A 17,437-nucleotide genomic window follows, 5' to 3' on the forward strand; every position below is an offset into this window, starting at 1 on the left:
CAATTTCCTGTGGTACGTGGTTTCTAGGCCCACCTTTGTGATTAAGAGATTAACGGCAACATGCTTGAGATTGCGGGGCCGTTCGTTTCCTTAAGTTAGGGGGTTGCTCGGGGACTGCGAGACTCCCGCGGGGTAAGGAGCCTAGGGGAGACCCCGGAAAGCGCGTAGCGATTGAGGAGGCTTCCCAGCTCCCCGCAGGAAAGCGAGTAGTCCCCGAGCAACCCCAAGCACTCATCAATCGTAACGGTCCTACCCAAACAGATCCAACCAAAAAGAGTGCTGATCCTATTCGGATCAGCACTCTTTTTACACTTCGTTGCTATTTTGAGAAGGATAAACCTGGTCACTAGAAGAGGATGATCCCCATTGTTCCTTAAGGTTTTTCCCTTTTTGGCGAAGGGAACCAAACGAACTTGATTTCATATACTTCTCATTCCAGCTTCGTAAGCTAAACAATATGCAGACAACTGTCAGTAGGGCCAACACCCCTGTGGCTGGCCAGAAGTAAGAGGAAACGATTCCTTCAGTGTATGCTACTCCGATAGGGGAGAACACAATATACGTTTGACCGACGCATGCGAACAAGAAGATCGAAGTCGGCATGGCATATTTCCAAGGTGTCATTTCAACACTAGGGTTGTGAGGCATTTGATAAGCTGTTCTTCTTGGCTTAACATAGCCGATAATAAGCATCATCGCAAGTTCTGTGGCGAATAAGATGCCATAGATATGGATGAAGTGTATGGATACGGTTAAACCAAAGAGTTGTTCGAAGCCCCATACCATCATGTAATAAGCAAATACGTGGAAGATCACTACGACTTTTGCTGCTAGGGCTGGGATTCGTTTTGTTAACACACCCATTAAGACAATGGTGATAATCGGAATGTTAAAGAATCCGGTAAACTTACGAATTAGATCCCATAGCCCGTTTGGTGCATTTAAGAGCATCGGAGAGATGAAGAACGTTGCTAAAGCGATTAGCGTTCCAACCCATTTACTCACTCGAATCATTTGTTGATCTGTTGCATTTTTATTAATACTCGTCTTATAAATGTCAAAAGCAAACATCGTAGATGCACTGTTTAATAGAGAGTTAAAGGAACTTAATACAGCTCCAAGTAACACAGCTAAGAAAAAGCCATTCATGTAAGAAGGAAGGACATTTGCTACGAGTGTCGGATAAGCTAAGTCTACTGATTTTAATTCACCGCCGTACTGATGGAAAGCGATGACGCCTGGGATCATCATAAAGAACGGAACTAGAAGTTTGAAGAACCCAGAGAAGATTACCCCTTTTTGTCCTTCTTTTAAGCTTCCGGCTCCAAGTGTACGCTGAATAACATACTGGTTTGTTGCCCAGTAGAACATGTTAGCGAACAGAAGACCAGAGAAGATTGTGCCAAATGGTACAGAATCATCTGGACCCCCAATTGCGTTTAACTTATCTGCATTCTCTGTCGTAAGGGTCTCAACCCCGCTTAAGAATTCACCGTTTCCTAGTGAAATTATTCCCAATATTGGCACAATTGCGCCGACAATTAAGAGACCGATTCCATTGATCGTATCGGATACCGCAACGGCTTTCAAACCACCAAAGATGGCGTAAATAGCTCCGATGATTCCGATAACCCAAATCACAAGCCAAACGGATTGGGTGTAAGATAAGTTTAATAATGAAGGAACATCAAACAGTTTTAATACCGCAAGCGCACCAGAATATAGCATAGAAGGAATAGTTACAAATACATACCCTAACATAAAGAGGATGACTGTATACCGGCGTACGCCTTCATCAAATCGTTTACTTAGGAATTCTGGTAACGTTGTGATATTTGCATTCATGTATTTAGGTAAGAGATAGAGAGCGAGTAGAACGATCGCAAAGGCGGCGGTGACTTCCCACGCCATGTTCGTTAAATTTGCTCGGAAGGCTTGTCCATTTAAACCGACAAGTTGTTCTGCAGAGAGATTGGTTAAAAGTAATGAACCTGCGATAACGGTTCCGGTTAATCCTCGTCCTGCTAGGAAATACCCTGCAGAATCGGATGTGCTACCTTTTGTTTTCCTGTAAGATATGTAAGCAACTAATGCCATGAATAAAATACAAGATACAATTGTAAGCCAAAGTCCTGATTGTTGCATAACGCATCCATCCTTTATTTGAAATAATAACTTAATCCTCTCATTTCCTTAAAAGGTATATTAGAAACATAAACATATGAGTTTTTGTATAAAATGGTTCTATTTGCCTACTTGAAAAAATGTTAGGAATATGTTTATGAAAGCGTTTTTATCACAATTTTTATACGAAAGCATAAAGTGAAAAAAGATGAAACGCATTGGGCAGGGAATGGGGATGGTCTGTTGAAAAATGTGCTGATCTTTACCGATATCGGCGTGGATGATACGTTCGCGCTTCTTTACGCATTTAATCACCCTGAAATTCGAGTTGTGGGGGTTGTGGCAGGCTTCGGGAATGTATCAAAAGAAAAAGTAACTCGTAACGCTTATTATGTGTTAAAACAGTTGAATAAGGTAAGTGTCCCTTTAATCAGTGGGGCTTCGCGGGCATTTGCCGGGGATGAGCCTACTTATTATGAAGAGATCCATGGGATTAGTGGCTTAGGTAATATAGAGACAGAGATTGAGGAATTTACTTTTTATAATTTTGATAAGGTGTTTGAAATTATTGATGAAACAGAGGACCTTGTTATTGTTAACATGGGACGCCTTACCTCCTTGGCTATGGCTTACATTATTTCACCTGAAAGGATGCAGAGGACCTCAAGGGTGGTCATTATGGGAGGAGCGTTTTTAGTACCTGGAAATGTTACGCCTTATGCGGAGGCCAATTTCTTTGGTGATCCCGTGGCTGCAAATGTAGTGTTAGAGAATACAGGACCTGATAAAATCGTTCTCTGTCCTTTAAACGCTTCAATGAAAGGGGTTATTACACCGTATATCGTAGAGAATATCGTCAGTGAATCCGTAACGGAAATTGGCTCTCTGATAGGTAAACTCTATGAACCGTATTATGCTTTTTATCAAAAACAACACCCTTCTTTGAACGGTGCCCCCATGCATGATTTATTAACAATAGTTTACGTTTCGAACCCATCATTATTTAAAAGTGTGAAGCGGAATGTGACCGTAGAAGAGTCTTCTTACTTAACCACAGGGGTCAGCGTAGCAGATTTCAGGGACCAACCCCAGGTAAATGAAACCTTCAATAACTATTGTGAAATACTACTCGATATCGATTACCCTTCCTTTATTACAGAAATCACCACAACGATTATTGGTAACATTTAACCCTAATAAAGCGTGTCAGACACCCTTTAATGCTTTAGAGAAAGGAATGGTGTCAGACACGCTTTATTGCTTTATCAGAATGACGCGTGTCTGACACCAGTGTGGTTTAGTTGGTGGTGCTTAGGCTTTGGTTTGCGTGGTCGAGTGCATGTGCGAAGTCTGCCGTGAGATCTTCAATGGATTCGATTCCAACAGATAGGCGAAGAAGCCGGTTGCAGACGCCGTAACTGGTGCGCACGTCTTCTGGGATATCCGCATGGGTTTGGGTAGCCGGATAGGTAATAAACGTTTCCACCCCACCAAGGCTCTCAGCAAATGTAATAAGCTCAAAGTATTCTAGTAGTTTAGGAGCGAGCGCTTCCTCTGTGACACGGAAGGAGATCATTCCGCCGCGACCAGGGTATAATACATCCGCTATTAGTGAATGTTCGGAGAGAAATTGAACAAGCTCTTTCGCATTTTGTTCCTGTTGCTTCATGCGGAGAGGCAGGGTTTTAAGGCCTCGTATTAAAAGCCAGCTGTCAAATGGGGACAACACCGCGCCTGAACCATTTTGTTCTAAACGTAGAGAAGTGCATACCTCTTCACTTTCGGCGACGACAAGTCCTGCCAGACAATCGTTGTGTCCTCCTATGTATTTCGTTGCACTGTGGATCACGATATCTGCTCCAAGTTCAATAGGGCGCTGGATATACGGGGTATAAAACGTGTTATCTACAATTAAATGAAGGTCCCGCTCGTTTGTAAGCTGAGCGATTTCTTCTATATTAATTTGATGCATAAGAGGATTTGTTGGTGATTCGATGAAAATGCCTTTTGTATTTGACTGGATACAGGCTTCAAATTCCTTTCTGCCATTTCCTTGGACATAGGAGAAAGAAAGTCCAAACTTCTTGAAATGCGTTTCAAATAAACGATAAGAACCTCCGTAGACGTCTTGTGTCACAATGAAATGATCTCCAGGTTCATAGATGGAGAAAATCGCCTGGATAGCAGCCATTCCTGAACTGAATGCAAACCCTTCTCGTCCGCTCTCTAGCTCCGCAATTTTATCTTCTAATAGATTACGAGTCGGATTTCCTGTTCGTACGTAATCATAGCCCATTGATTGACCAACCCCAGGATGACGGTAGGCCGTTGATAAATAAAGGGGAGGATTGACCGTCCCTGTTATACTCTCACTTCGGTTTCCAGTTTGCGCAAATTCCGTTTCAATTTCATATCGTCTCACATTTATCATCTCCTTTAGTATAGTAAAGCGTGCCAGACACCCGTCACTGCTTTAGTGTAAGAAAGCGTGTCAGACACCATTCACTGCTTTAACGAGCAAAAGCGTGTCTGACACGCGTCAGTGCTTTAGTGCGTAAACGCATTAGAAAAAGGCTCTTCAGAAGAAGAGCCTTTTGCGGGTAAGGTGCACTTCTTCTTATCTTTCAAGTGACTCGTCACTTGCTGGAAGGAGCACCACATCGTGTACGATAGGTTGCTGAAGCGTCTACGGACCAGATCCCTCGGCTTCTCTGAATAAGAAATAAGAAAGTGTTTGATTTAATTTTCTCTATACTATACAAAAAAATAATCGTTCATGCAATAAGATATCAGAATTTTTTTACGTTAATGACTTCTCTGACGAATCGATCGAATAATTGTTGCATGCGCTCATGCTTAGAAGTCATCATTTCTGCGTGCCATTGCACACCGATCACGAAGCTTTGAGTGTCTTCTTTCTCTATGGCTTCAACCACTCCGTCTGCTGCATAGGCTGTCGCTTTAAAGCCTGGCGCAACGTCTTTGATGGCCTGGTGGTGGAAGGAGTTTGTGATAGTTGTTTCACCGAATTGTTCGCGCATCACACTGTCAGGCTCTGTTGTGATGGTATGAGATTCTTGCCAAGGTTTATTGTACTGATCGTGCTTTAATGGCTCCTGATCCATATAGGAGACATCTTGGTAGAGGGAGCCCCCGTACGTTACGTTCAAGATTTGCACTCCGCGGCAGATCGCAAATACAGGCTTACCCTGACGAATCATTTCTTTAGCGAGAATGGCTTCTGAATGGTCACGCTCTGGGAACGGGGAGCCTTGTTTTGGTCTTGGTTCTTCATTATAGAGTAATGGATTTACATCTTGGCCTCCAGAAAGAACAAGACCATCCATCGCAGCCGCTTGAGCTGTGACGGCTTCATCATCCTCTAATACAGGGAGAATAAAAGGCACACCTCCTGCTCGTAATACGGATTGAACATAGTCATTGTTAACGTAGGCGCGGTCATAACCAGGGAAGCGGCCGCCTTGGTCAATTATAATACTTCCAGATATTCCGATAAGTGGTTTCATAGGAAAGGAAACTCCTTTTTGTTAAAGTTTTAATATTTATTTTTTGACAGTGAACTATTTCTGTTATAAAATCCAAGTAATTTGATAAGAATTGCATGCCATTATAGTATAGCTAGTGAAATGGTCTAAATTCAATTAAAAAATTTAAAAGGGGAGTTTATTGGTGAAATTATCACGGTTACTTACAGTCCTATCTCTTGCCCTCGTACTTGTTGTGGCTGGTTGCAGCAACGGCGGAGATTCTGAAGAGGACACATCTTCTAAAAATAATGAAAAAGCAACGCCCCCTTCTAGTGAAGAAGGATTAACGATTGCGGTGGAGAGCAACTTTACAAGTTTAGACCCGCATGACACGAACGACAACCAATCTTATTCAGCACAGTCTGCCATTTACGAAGGCTTACTTGGATTTGATGAAGATTTAAATATCGTACCAGTCTTAGCGAAAGACTATAGTGCGAATGAAGATTCAACTGAATTTACTTTTACATTAAAAGAAGGAATCAAATTCCACGACGGGGCTCCTTTTAATGCAGAAGCGGTAAAAGCGAACATCGATCGTTTATCCAATCCTGAGAGCCAGCTTCGTCGCGCCTCTTTATTTGAACTTGTTGAGAAGACAGAAGTACTTAGTGAATATGAAGTGAAAGTTACGCTGAAAGAACCATTTGGCGCTATGCCGAATAACTTCGCGCACCCAGCAGCTGCGATGATCAGCCCGAAAGCACTAGAACAAAGCAATCAAGACCTGGCTCGTAACCCAGCGGGTACTGGACCTTTTGAATTTGTTGAATGGAAAAGCGGCGATCATCTGACGGTTAAGAAGAATGAAGATTACCGCGAAGAAGGAGTACCGAAAGTTGACCAAATTAAGTTCAAACCGGTACCTGAAAGTGGATCACGCGTAGCGATGCTTCAAACAGGCGAAGCGGATTTCGCATTCCCTGTAGCACCGAACCAGGTTGAGACACTTAAAGAAGAAGACGGGGTTTCCATTGAAACGAAACCATCTCTTGTTGTGAAGTATTTCTCTATGAACACGATGAAAGAACCATTTACGAATCCAAAGGTTCGTAAAGCATTGAACTATGCAATCGACAAAGAAGCGTATATCAAAGTTGTGTACGATGGCTATGCGTCTACAACGAAATCTGTGATTGCGCCAAATACACAGCACTATGAAGAACAAGAAGTGTATGAGTACGATCCTGAGAAAGCGAAGGAATTACTTGCAGAAGCAGGTTATCCAGATGGCTTTGAAACAACTATTTGGGGCGGTACAAGCTCGTTAAAGCAAAAAATGATGTCATTCTATAAACAACAGTTAAGCGAAGTCGGTGTCACGTTAAACGTGGTACCAATGGAAGGTGGAACGTTAGGCGATAAGATCTGGGGTGTTGATAACCCTGAAGACGCTGAGCTAGAGCTATACAATGGAGGTTGGTCTCCATCTACAGCTGATGCTGACTGGGGTATGCGTCCGCTATTTAGCAGCAACTCATTCCCACCAGATGCCTACAACACAGCTTACTATAAGAATGAAAAAGTGGATGAGCTTCTTCAAAAAGGATTATCCACGGCTGATGACGAGAAGCGCGGTGAATATTACGCAGAAGCACAAGAAATCATCTGGGACGAAGCACCTTGGGTTCCTCTTGCTGTACCAGATCTTCTTTATGGAAAGCAAGATTACGTAAACGGATTAACGATGCTTCCTTCTGGTGTAATGGACTTAAAACAAGCAGAAATCGTATCAGAATAACCGGGAGAGGTTGAGCGATGAGCTCAGCCTCTTTCATTGCTTAATCACCTAAAAAAGGAGGGAGCTCATGCTGAAGTATAGCGTGAAGCGGATACTTGGAATGATTCCGCTTTTATTTGTTATTTCTATTATTGCCTTCATGTTCGTTCATTTAATTCCAGGCGACCCGGCCAGACTAATCGCAGGGACGGATGCAACGATTGAAGAAATTGAGAATATCCGCGAAAAGTATGGCTTAGATCAGCCGCTTTATCAGCAATATTTTGATTATATGGGGAACTTGTTTCAGGGGGACCTTGGTCAATCGATCGTAACAGGACGCCCAGTCTTAGATATGCTGTTGGAACGATTCGGACCAACACTCAGCCTGACGTTAGCCAGTATGGCCTGGGCGCTCATTTTTGGACTGTTAATCGGTGTCATTTCAGCGGTTAAACGAAACAAGTGGCCAGATCACTTATCTATGTTTCTTGCCGTATCAGGCGTATCGATTCCATCCTTTTGGCTTGGTCTTATGATGATTCAACTGTTCTCTGTTCAGCTAGGATGGTTCCCAACAGGGGGCATTGGCGGAATTGAGACCTATATCCTTCCGTCCTTTACTCTAGGAGCTGGTGTGGCAGCGATCATTGCCCGTTTCACAAGGTCCTCTTTAATGGATGTGTTAAAAGAAGACTATATACGTACGGGACGCTCGAAAGGCCTGACTGAATATAAAGTCATTAACCGGCATGCTGTAAGGAATGCATTAATCCCGGTTGTGACAATGTCTGGTTTACAGTTTGGTTTCTTGTTAAGTGGATCCATTATTACAGAGACGATCTTTAGCTGGCCGGGTCTTGGCCGATTGCTCATTAACTCGATTACTGCACGGGATTATCCGGTGATCCAGTCTGAGATTCTTTTATTCTCCCTTGAGTTTTTACTCATTAACCTTTTAGTAGATCTGTTATACGGATTCTTAAATCCAAAAATTCGATATGAGGAGGGATCGTAATGGCGGAAGCAGCGAAGAAACCTGAAGAACAGGAAGAGAAAAAAGTAACACCGTTCGGGCAGTTCTTTAAATCATTTAAGAAACAGAAAGTGTCCTTTGCTGCGGGAATCTTTTTACTCCTATTATTCATTATAGCCATACTCGGCCCGTGGATCGCTCCTTATGGACCACAAGAATATGATTATGACAACCTATTATCTGGGCCATCTTGGGAACACTTAGCCGGGACGGATGACTTCGGAAGAGATATCTTCAGTCGGATCTTGCACGGAGCGTGGATCTCCCTTTCCGTGGGGTTATCATCTGTCTTTATTGGTGCCTTGCTGGGCACAATTTTAGGTATTATTAGCGGCTATTTTGGCAAGTGGATCGATAGTGCGATTATGCGTGTCATGGACGTTTTACTTGCTTTTCCGGGGATGCTTCTTGCGATTGGGATTATTGCCATATTAGGCCCAGGGCTCTTTAATGTCGTGATGGCCGTTGCTATTTTCAGTGTGCCGGTCTTTGCCCGCATCATACGGAGCAGCACGCTTGCGATTAAATCAACGCTCTATGTGGAAGCGACTCAATCGATCGGGTCCTCACACTTCCGCGTCATTATGAAACACATCTTCCCAGGTACCGTATCGACACTCATTGTGTACTTTACAATGCGTATCGGGTCCGCGATCTTAATTGCAGCAGGTCTTAGTTTCTTAGGGCTTGGTGCAGACCCGTCAACACCTGAATGGGGAGCGATGCTAAGTAATGGTCGCGATTATTTAAATAATGCGCCACACGTTACGTTTTTCCCAGGGCTTGCGATCTTCCTGACCGTGCTTGCCTTTAATTTACTAGGGGACGGACTGCGTGATGCGCTCGATCCGAAAATACGAGATTAGGCCGTAGCGAAGGGAGAGAAGTGCTATGACAGAACCAATCTTATCGATTCAACAACTTTACACTAGCTTCCGCGTTGACGGCGAAACCATTCCGGCGGTGGAGGGCATTGATTTATCCCTTTACCCTGGTGAAATTGTGGGTCTCGTCGGTGAATCCGGAAGTGGAAAAAGTGTAACCTCCTTATCCGTTATGCAACTCCTCGATGAGACGCCAGGAGAAGTAACGGGTGGAGAAATCCTTTTTGAAGGAAAAGATTTATTGAAATTCACAGATCGTCAGAAGCGAAAAGTTCGCGGGAATGACATTTCGATGATTTTCCAGGAACCTATGACATCCTTAAACCCTGTCTTAAAAATAGGGAAGCAGCTTGTCGAAGCGATTCGTGAGCATCAACGAATAAGCGGTGCCGATGCCCGTAAGCATGCGGTTCATATGCTGAACCAAGTAGGCATACCCCGTGCTGAGGAAATCATGACGGAATACCCTCACCAGCTCTCAGGTGGTATGCGCCAGCGTGTGATGATTGCGATGGCCATGTCTTGTGATCCGAAAGTTCTGATCGCGGATGAACCCACAACTGCTCTTGATGTAACGATTCAGGCCCAAATCTTAGATGTTATGCGCAACATGCGTAAGGAGCACGACACGTCGATCCTCTTTATCACACACGATTTAGGCGTCATTGCTGAGATGTGTGACCGGGTCGCTGTGATGTATTCAGGTCGAATCGTTGAACAGGGAACGGTGTATGAAATCTTCGAAAATCCGAAGCACCCGTATACGAAAGGGTTACTAGGATCCATTCCAAAGCTTGGGGCAAAAGAGGATCGCTTAGCATCTATTCAAGGTCAGGTGCCTACTGTTGAGGACCGTCCTAAAGGGTGTAAGTTCGCCAACCGTTGTCCGTTTGTTATGGATCATTGCTGGGAAGAGGAACCGCCATTATTTGATGGTCAGAACCGTTGCTGGCTGCATGAACGAGAGGAGGCTACAGAATGAGCGAGCCATTACTGAAAGTGGAAGGACTGAAGAAGCACTTTGTCAGTCAAAAAGGGTTTAGCAAAAGTTCCAAACAGGTTGTGAAAGCCGTCGATGGCATCTCCTTTGATATCAAGCCTGGTGAAACATTTGGGCTTGTGGGGGAGTCGGGTTGTGGGAAATCGACAACCGGTCGAATGATCATGCGAATGCTTGAGGAGACAGAAGGGACGATCACCTTTGATGGTCAACGGATGGATCAGTTATCAGGGAGAGAGTTAAAGAAAGCTCGAAAAGATTTTCAAATGATCTTCCAGGATCCTTATGCTTCCCTGAATCCAAGAATGACAGTGCGAGATATTATTGCTGAGCCGTTAATCGTTCATGAAATGGAGACTGAAAACGGGATTGATGCGAGGGTATATGAACTGCTTGATACAGTCGGGTTACCTCGAAAAGTTGCCGGGCGTTATCCTCATGAATTTAGCGGGGGTCAAAGGCAGCGCATCGGAATTGCCAGAGCGCTTGCTGTGAGACCGAAGTTGATTATTGCCGATGAACCCGTGTCAGCTTTAGATGTGTCCATTCAGTCTCAGGTATTGAATTTGTTGAAGGATCTGCAGGATGAATTCGACTTAACCTACTTATTCATTGCGCATGACTTAAGTGTAGTTGACTTCATCTCAGACCGAATCGGCGTTATGTATTTAGGAAAGCTCGTTGAGGTCGGGGATCGCGAATCCATTATTCAAAATCCACAGCACCCGTACACAAGAGCGCTTCTTTCCGCCGTGCCCGTACCAGACCCAAGAGCGAAGAGGGAGCGGATTGTCCTTGAAGGAGACCTGCCAAGCCCGTCCAATCCACCATCAGGCTGTCCCTTCCATACCCGCTGTCCTTTCGCATGGGAACGCTGTGTAAACGAAACACCACAACTCCAAACAGCCGAAACCACAGGCCACACCGCCGCCTGCCACCTCCTCGACTAACCTTACCGTACAAAAGCATGCCAAACACGCGTTCATGCGGCAGAGAAGTAAAGGGTGTCAGACACCCTTCAGTGCGGTGGTGGACGAAAGCGTGCCAGACACCAATCAGTGCGGTAAAGAACGAAAGGGTGTCTGACACGCGTCTGTGCTTTAAAGCGCGAATGAAATATCTGAATGTACTGATAGCCCGGTAGAGATTCGTATCTCTTCCGGGTTTTCTTTTGGCGAAATGGGGTATGGATAATGAGATTAATCCAAAACATTCCAGGAGAGGTGTGAGGAGATTTTGAAAGAGATGACTTTCTATTATTCTAAGGGGAAACTCGTTTCCTTAACTGTTCTATGTTTCTTAATCGGGATCGGTTGTGCGTTCGTTTCTTATTTTGCTTTTACAGATAACGAACTCTTCATCGGATCCTTAGTTCTACTCGCTTCACTCGTTCTGCTCATTTGTGGAGGCGTTTATATCAAAAAGGCGACCAATACGAAACCATATGTGATTCTGACAGATGAACAAGTAACGTTATATGTAACAAGGGATGAAGCGGTCCATATCCCTTATGAAGATATTGTGGACGTAATTCCGTATGAAATCCATCGCAATCGATTCTTAGGACTACAGTTAGCAGACGAAGAGCGCTATGCGAAACAAATGCCACAGAAAGTGAAGCGTCTGTCCAATATGAACGTAAAGATGGGGTATCCCATGTATAACATTATGTTGAGTCAACTGAAAGATCCACAAGGACTTATGGAAGCACTAGGCACACGTTTGGAAAGAAAAGAAATGATATAAAAAATAAGCCTTTCCCAAATAAGGGAAAAGGCTTATTTATATCAACGTTTTAAAGTGTTCATTCCATTGTTTGGCTTTCTGTAAAGCCAAAATATCCTCTTTTACTTCTCCTGGCTTCACCGCATTCCCAATCATATAGTCTTTATAGGTCATCCCGACAAAATCAAAAATATGACCAAACTGCTGAATGAGAGGAAGAGCGGTAATGTGAGGATTGCTTCCTCCAGTCGTAACAACGTAAGCTTGCTTATTCTGCAAAGCTGCTTTCATATTAAAGCGTTCATCTCTTAAATATTGACTCCAGCGATCAAAGAAAACTTTCATTTGTGCAGACATGCCAAACCAATAAACGGGTGTTGCAAACACAATAATATCATGAGCCAGTAACTGCTCTAAGACGGATTCATAGTCATCATGTGTTTCGTTAAAACCGCCTTCACGGTGTCGCTCATCAATAATAGGATCGAGTTTATAATCTCCTAGAAATAGCTCTGTGTGTTGCACGCCGTCCACAATTTTTCTTACGAGGTACTCTGTATTTCCCTCGCGTCTCGAACTACCGAGAATCGTTAAAATTTTCATCCTTCTCACCCCTCCATGATGAAAGTGTATCATTGTTTCTTCTATCAACGTTATCTATAATAGATGATACTTATTATTAAAAATATTGATGGAGGGCCAGTATGGATCTGAACTATATAGAAACGTTTCATGAAGTAGCCAAGACAGGCAGTTATACAAAGACAGGAGAAGTGCTTGGCTATGCGCAATCAAGCGTGACGACACATATCAAGAAATTAGAGGATCACTACGGCGTGAAATTGTTTGAACGAGTCGGTCAACGGATGCGCCTCACCACATCTGGGGAGGAGCTGCTCCATTATACAAAACAAGTGACCGATCTTCTAGACGAGGCAAAGATGCGTCTGTCTGAAGAGACTTCCGTAAGAGGGACGATCCGGATTGGTACGGTAGAATCACTGGCCGCTTACTTTATCACGCCATATATTAAATCGTTAAAAACCAGGCATCCTGATCTTATCATTCAACTTGAAGCAGGACTCTGTCCGAATTTAAAGCAAGGTACCGTAGAAGCAAATTTTGACGTGGCCATTCTGCTAGATCGGTATATCAATCATCCGAGCCTCACTACCATTCCGATCCGGGAGGAAGAGCTAGTAGTTATTGCACCACCTGGACATGCCCTGGCAGAGGAAGAGGTGGATCTTGAAGCACTAGGGAAAGAAACACTCATTTTAACAGAACAAGGCTGTTCCTATCGCACGCTTCTTGAAGACTTGCTTCGTGAAGAAGGGGTAGAAATAGGACCTGTTATTTCTTTTACAAGCTTAGAAGCAATCAAGCAATGTGTAGCAGATGGCCTTGGGATCGCTCTCCTTCCGAGAATTACGATTGAACAAGAACTAAAAGATCAGAAACTCATCTCACTGCCCTTTCATCATGAGAAACTGACGCTTTGGACTCAACTCGTTTATCAGAAGAAAAAGTGGATTACACCTCCGATAAAAGAGTTATTAAGTCTGATTACAGAAGAAGCGGGATAGGGGCATCATCTTTTTTGATACCCATTATAGAAAACACTGCATAACGGATCGCTTAAGCCCGTGGTATGATTTCGGGTGAGGTGATCGAAATGCATACATTTTTACAACACAATCCAACTAAACTGTACTTTGGAAAAGGACAAATTGAATATATAACAAAAGAAATTGCAAAAGAAAGTCGAGTGCTCCTTGTTTATGGAGGGGGAAGTATTAAACGTAACGGTGTCTATAAGGAAGCGATCAAACAGCTCAACGCCATTCATGCCACCGTTTTTGAATTAGCGGGTGTAGAACCGAATCCCCGATTAGCGACAGTGGAAAAAGGGGTTGAGATCTGTAAAGAGGAAGGAATCAACTACCTTCTAGCTGTAGGAGGAGGTAGTGTGATCGACTGCACGAAAGGCATTTCAGCTGCTGCCAATTATGAAGGAGAAGCCTGGGATCTCTTCACTCAAAAAGCTCCCATCGAATCAGCCCTTCCGTTTGGAACAGTGCTTACCTTAGCTGCCACAGGTTCAGAGATGAATCCAGTCTCTGTTATTACAAACTGGGAGTCAAAAGATAAAATCGGATGGAGTTCGTCTCATGTCTATCCAACTTTCTCAATCTTAGATCCTTCTTACACCCTCTCTGTCCCCCAGGATCAAACGGTCTATGGAATCGTGGATAGTATGTCACATGCGCTTGAGCACTACTTCCATCGCACACCGAATACACCCATGATTGATGGATTTATTGAATCATTGTTACGAACAGCTATGGAAACAGGACCGAATCTAGTAGAGAACCCTCAGTCCTTTGAACACCGGGAAACGATGATGTATGTGAGCACGACGGCGTTTAATGGAACGCTCTCAAATGGAACAGATGGGGGAGACTGGGCCACGCATCGTATTGAACACGCATTAAGTGCGGTCTATGATATCCCTCATGGAGGAGGACTTGCGGTTCTTTTCCCAAACTGGCTAGACCATGTGCTTGAAGAAGATCCTTCACGTGTGAAACAGCTCGCTGTCAATGTCTTGGGTGTATCCCCTGAGGGGAAAGAGGAGATAGAGGTAGCCCGAGAAGGTGCGAAGGCTTTACGCGCGTTCTGGAATTCAATCGGGGCCCCAAACCGATTAAGTGATTATAGTATTGATGAACGCCACTTTAAAGCCATCGTGGAGAAGACATTCATAAAACCAGGCGTTGGAACGTATAAAGAAATGGACCACAGTAGTGTTCTAGATATTCTTAAACGTTCTTTATAAAACAAAAAGGAAGCCCTACTTATACTTAGGTAGGGCTTCCTTTTGATCTACATCCAAATTCACTATAAGGAATCAGCTATTTCAACCAGCGCATCAGGTAAGCGTTCATCCATCGCCCTAAGGTTTAACGAAGAAACACATCAAGAGAATAAAATGATAGTAAAAGAGTCCCGAATATGGTATTTTATATACTAGAATAGGCAATTTGACTGACATTGCATTTACAAATCAGTCACCAAACATGAACACATAAGGAATCGATCACACATGGAAAACGACACACAAAACCGAATTACGAAAGAAGACATTGATCTACTGATTCAAAAATTGGATGAATTAATAAAAGAAGACGATCAAAAGATTTCTTGTAAATAAAAAACACTTAAGCATGAGGCTTAAGTGTTTTTTTACTTGTTCGCTAAAGGGTAGAAAAGGTGGTCTTTTGAAAACACTCGTTTCCTAAGATGTTTCACTCCTTGTGGGATCTCTGAAGCCTGTCTTTTCGCAGGAGCATCTAATTAGCTGGGGGCCGTTATGCAATTTTAGTCAGGGCTTGCCCGTAGACTGCGAGACTCCCGCGGGGTAAGGAGCCTAGGGGAGACCCCGCAGTGAGCGATAGCGAACGAGGAGGCTTCCCAGCTCCCCGCAGGAAAGCGAGTGGTCCCCGGGCAAGCCCAAGCACTTTTCAACGTAACGGCCCCGTCCCCTAAAACGTAAACCGCTTCACTTCGCCATCTAAACGCTCAGAAAGCTCAGCAAGTTCCTTAGAACGATGAGAAATCTCTTCCATAGAACTACTAGACTGCTGCGCAGAAGCCGCAGCCTGCTCGACCCCTGCAGCTGATTCTTCTGACACCGAAGCAATCTCTTCAATCGAATGATTCATCTCCTGGCTATTATCCACAATCTCGGTTAACGTCGTTGTAACTTGCTGAATGTTTGACGTCATATCTGTAACGGACTGATAAATATTTTCAAACGTTTTGCCCGTTACCTCAATTTGTTTCGACCCTTTATCAACCTCTGCGTAGCCTTGTTCAAGGGACTGAACAACGGTGGAGGATTCAGTTTGAATCGTCCCAACGATGCTAGTAATTTCCACAACAGAATGGGACACTTGTTCCGCTAATTTCCGAACCTCATCGGCAACGACCGCAAATCCTTTCCCATGCTCACCTGCACGAGCCGCTTCAATGGCAGCGTTTAATGATAAAAGATTCGTCTGTTCAGCAATATCCCGAATCACCTGAACAAGTTTAGAGATTTCTTTCGATTGAGTATCTAACCCTCTGACACTTTCGACCGATGTCTTCACAATGCTGTCGATCCGCTTCATCTGATCAACGGACTGATTCATCAGGTCAGACCCTTCTTTTGTCATCGTTAATATATTTCCGGAGGTCTTTGAAATCGTTTCGCCGCTTGCATGAGCTTGTGTGATTTCCTGAAGAAGGTGATCCATCATGACCGCTAGGCGAGAGGAGCTCGTAGCTTGCGTTTCAGCTCCTGAAGATAATTCTTCCATCGTAACGGCGATTTGTTCACTACCTTCTTTTACTTCAAAAGAGGATTGAGTAAACTCTTCGCTTTGCTTCGTTACAGTAGAGGAGACCTCAGCAATGTTAGATATCATCGAACGGAGGTCATTTTTCATCCCGTTCACCGCTTTCGTTAGCATACCGATCTCATCTTTTGACTTATGTTGAACATCTTCAGAATCTAAACGCCCCTGAGCAACTTCCTTAGCCAAGTGCGTCACTTTTCCTAACGGTTTAATGCGACGATACAGCGTCATATATGTAGTAATACTTAATAAAACCATTAGTCCAACGGATCCAATCGTTAAGTATAAGAATAAATCCATCTGTTGTTTTGCATCCGCTGCGTTACGAGCGCCAAGCGCCATAAGTTCTTCTTGAAACGTAGCTAGATTCTCATCAATATCCGCTTTCTTCCTTTGGTAGTTTTGGTCGAACACTTTCATTTGTGCCATTTCCATATTGCTCGTTTCTACAAACGAAATCGCTTTGTCCTCTACTTTAGCTAACTCATTGGATTGTTCTGTGGCTTTCTCTACGTTCGCCATAATGTCCTTAGGGATATTATAGGAAGAGAGTTCAGTTAACGCCTTTTCTCTGCGCTTAGTCTTTTCAACTTCTGTGTTGTAGTTTTCGAGGTTTTGAGGGTCTCCGTACTGAGAATAAATCCGTACTTGATTGGTTAAGTAATCTGATGCTTCCTGAACTTGTAGTCCAAGGTTTTGAAACTTCATTTGTTGGTCGACAGCTTCTGTTCGGCTACTGATGCTTACAAAGAGTAATGATAAGCAGATAAGTCCAATGACACCAAGAACTGAAACTGTAAAGCCAATAACTTTCACTAACTTTGAGATCTTCAAGTGGCACACCCTTTCGTATGATTTTATAAAATCTCCATCTTAAGTCTCCTTTATATCCTTCGTGGCTAGGTAAAAAATCCTACCATCTTTTTTATCGACCAATCTTATACAAAATCAACTAAAAATAGACAAAAATATTAGAAAATTTACACTTCGGCAAAGT

14 protein-coding genes and 1 riboswitch are annotated in these 17,437 nt (G+C 43.6%); of the genes, 9 read left to right on the top strand and 5 right to left on the bottom strand.

The window, feature by feature from the left end; genetic code table 11:
• Positions 1-306 precede the first annotated feature (306 nt).
• Complete coding sequence (locus LQ226_RS00795; RefSeq protein WP_231415835.1) at positions 307-2,145, bottom strand: solute:sodium symporter family transporter; 1,839 nt, start codon at positions 2,143-2,145, stop codon at positions 307-309.
• A gap of 177 nt (positions 2,146-2,322) precedes the next feature.
• On the opposite strand from LQ226_RS00795, the gene LQ226_RS00800 reads away from it, so the two are divergent.
• Positions 2,323-3,315 carry a nucleoside hydrolase gene (locus LQ226_RS00800; protein WP_231415837.1) on the top strand — a complete coding sequence of 331 codons (993 nt, stop codon included), beginning with the start codon at positions 2,323-2,325 and terminating at the stop codon, positions 3,313-3,315.
• 106 nt (positions 3,316-3,421) lie between these two features.
• Here the strand turns inward: LQ226_RS00800 and LQ226_RS00805 are convergent, their stop codons facing one another.
• Both LQ226_RS00805 and LQ226_RS00810 read right to left on the bottom strand, forming a co-directional pair.
• Positions 3,422-4,546: an aminotransferase class I/II-fold pyridoxal phosphate-dependent enzyme gene (locus LQ226_RS00805; protein ID WP_370635410.1), complete on the bottom strand. Its 1,125-nt coding sequence runs from the start codon at positions 4,544-4,546 to the stop codon at positions 3,422-3,424.
• A gap of 192 nt (positions 4,547-4,738) precedes the next feature.
• Positions 4,739-4,846: riboswitch (SAM riboswitch) on the bottom strand.
• A gap of 67 nt (positions 4,847-4,913) precedes the next feature.
• Positions 4,914-5,651: a gamma-glutamyl-gamma-aminobutyrate hydrolase family protein gene (locus tag LQ226_RS00810; protein ID WP_231415841.1), complete on the bottom strand. Its 738-nt coding sequence runs from the start codon at positions 5,649-5,651 to the stop codon at positions 4,914-4,916.
• 163 nt (positions 5,652-5,814) lie between these two features.
• On the opposite strand from LQ226_RS00810, the gene LQ226_RS00815 reads away from it, so the two are divergent.
• The 6 genes from LQ226_RS00815 to LQ226_RS00840 all read left to right on the top strand — a co-directional run bounded on the left by LQ226_RS00815 (position 5,815) and on the right by LQ226_RS00840 (position 12,058).
• A complete protein-coding gene (locus LQ226_RS00815; protein ID WP_231415843.1) occupies positions 5,815-7,413 on the top strand; it encodes a glutathione ABC transporter substrate-binding protein in 1,599 nt (532 codons plus the stop codon).
• A gap of 67 nt (positions 7,414-7,480) precedes the next feature.
• Entirely contained in the window at positions 7,481-8,410 is a 930-nt protein-coding gene (gene nikB / locus LQ226_RS00820) for a nickel ABC transporter permease (RefSeq protein WP_231415845.1), read from the top strand.
• Positions 8,410-9,294 carry an ABC transporter permease subunit gene (locus tag LQ226_RS00825; protein ID WP_231415847.1) on the top strand — a complete coding sequence of 295 codons (885 nt, stop codon included), beginning with the start codon at positions 8,410-8,412 and terminating at the stop codon, positions 9,292-9,294. The genes nikB and LQ226_RS00825 overlap by 1 nt, the downstream gene beginning before the upstream one ends.
• 25 nt (positions 9,295-9,319) lie before the next feature.
• On the top strand, positions 9,320-10,294 hold the full coding sequence (locus tag LQ226_RS00830; RefSeq protein WP_231415849.1) for an ABC transporter ATP-binding protein: 975 nt from the start codon (positions 9,320-9,322) through the stop codon (positions 10,292-10,294).
• A complete protein-coding gene (locus LQ226_RS00835) occupies positions 10,291-11,262 on the top strand; it encodes an ABC transporter ATP-binding protein (RefSeq protein WP_231415851.1) in 972 nt (323 codons plus the stop codon). The genes LQ226_RS00830 and LQ226_RS00835 overlap by 4 nt, the downstream gene beginning before the upstream one ends.
• A 295-nt stretch (positions 11,263-11,557) precedes the next feature.
• A complete protein-coding gene (locus tag LQ226_RS00840) occupies positions 11,558-12,058 on the top strand; it encodes an STM3941 family protein (protein WP_284526993.1) in 501 nt (166 codons plus the stop codon).
• A 36-nt stretch (positions 12,059-12,094) separates the two neighbouring features.
• On the opposite strand, the gene LQ226_RS00845 is transcribed toward LQ226_RS00840, so the two are convergent.
• Positions 12,095-12,640 carry a flavodoxin family protein gene (locus LQ226_RS00845; RefSeq protein WP_231415856.1) on the bottom strand — a complete coding sequence of 182 codons (546 nt, stop codon included), beginning with the start codon at positions 12,638-12,640 and terminating at the stop codon, positions 12,095-12,097.
• Positions 12,641-12,741: 101 nt separating this feature from the next.
• Here LQ226_RS00845 and LQ226_RS00850 point away from each other — a divergent pair, with 101 nt between their 5' ends.
• Positions 12,742-13,623: a LysR family transcriptional regulator gene (locus tag LQ226_RS00850; RefSeq protein WP_231415858.1), complete on the top strand. Its 882-nt coding sequence runs from the start codon at positions 12,742-12,744 to the stop codon at positions 13,621-13,623.
• Between the two features lie 89 nt (positions 13,624-13,712).
• Positions 13,713-14,876 (top strand): iron-containing alcohol dehydrogenase, encoded by a 1,164-nt coding sequence (locus tag LQ226_RS00855; protein ID WP_231415859.1) that lies wholly within the window; start codon positions 13,713-13,715, stop codon positions 14,874-14,876.
• A 706-nt stretch (positions 14,877-15,582) separates the two neighbouring features.
• On the opposite strand, the gene LQ226_RS00860 is transcribed toward LQ226_RS00855, so the two are convergent.
• A complete protein-coding gene (locus LQ226_RS00860) occupies positions 15,583-17,274 on the bottom strand; it encodes a methyl-accepting chemotaxis protein (protein WP_231415860.1) in 1,692 nt (563 codons plus the stop codon).
• Positions 17,275-17,437: the final 163 nt, after the last annotated feature.

It is taken from the genome of Pontibacillus sp. HN14 (assembly GCF_021129245.1).
Taxonomy (GTDB): domain Bacteria; phylum Bacillota; class Bacilli; order Bacillales; family BH030062; genus Pontibacillus.

Excerpts from the sequence above, each read along its gene's own strand:
- LQ226_RS00795 (WP_231415835.1), bottom strand. The coding sequence starts at position 2,145 with ATGCAACAATCAGGACTTTGGCTTACAATTGTATCTTGTATTTTATTC.
- LQ226_RS00810 (WP_231415841.1), bottom strand. The coding sequence starts at position 5,651 with ATGAAACCACTTATCGGAATATCTGGAAGTATTATAATTGACCAAGGC.
- nikB (WP_231415845.1), top strand. The coding sequence starts at position 7,481 with ATGCTGAAGTATAGCGTGAAGCGGATACTTGGAATGATTCCGCTTTTA.
- LQ226_RS00825 (WP_231415847.1), top strand. The coding sequence starts at position 8,410 with ATGGCGGAAGCAGCGAAGAAACCTGAAGAACAGGAAGAGAAAAAAGTA.
- LQ226_RS00830 (WP_231415849.1), top strand. The coding sequence starts at position 9,320 with ATGACAGAACCAATCTTATCGATTCAACAACTTTACACTAGCTTCCGC.
- LQ226_RS00835 (WP_231415851.1), top strand. The coding sequence starts at position 10,291 with ATGAGCGAGCCATTACTGAAAGTGGAAGGACTGAAGAAGCACTTTGTC.
- LQ226_RS00840 (WP_284526993.1), top strand. The coding sequence starts at position 11,558 with ATGACTTTCTATTATTCTAAGGGGAAACTCGTTTCCTTAACTGTTCTA.
- LQ226_RS00845 (WP_231415856.1), bottom strand. The coding sequence starts at position 12,640 with ATGAAAATTTTAACGATTCTCGGTAGTTCGAGACGCGAGGGAAATACA.
- LQ226_RS00850 (WP_231415858.1), top strand. The coding sequence starts at position 12,742 with ATGGATCTGAACTATATAGAAACGTTTCATGAAGTAGCCAAGACAGGC.
- LQ226_RS00855 (WP_231415859.1), top strand. The coding sequence starts at position 13,713 with ATGCATACATTTTTACAACACAATCCAACTAAACTGTACTTTGGAAAA.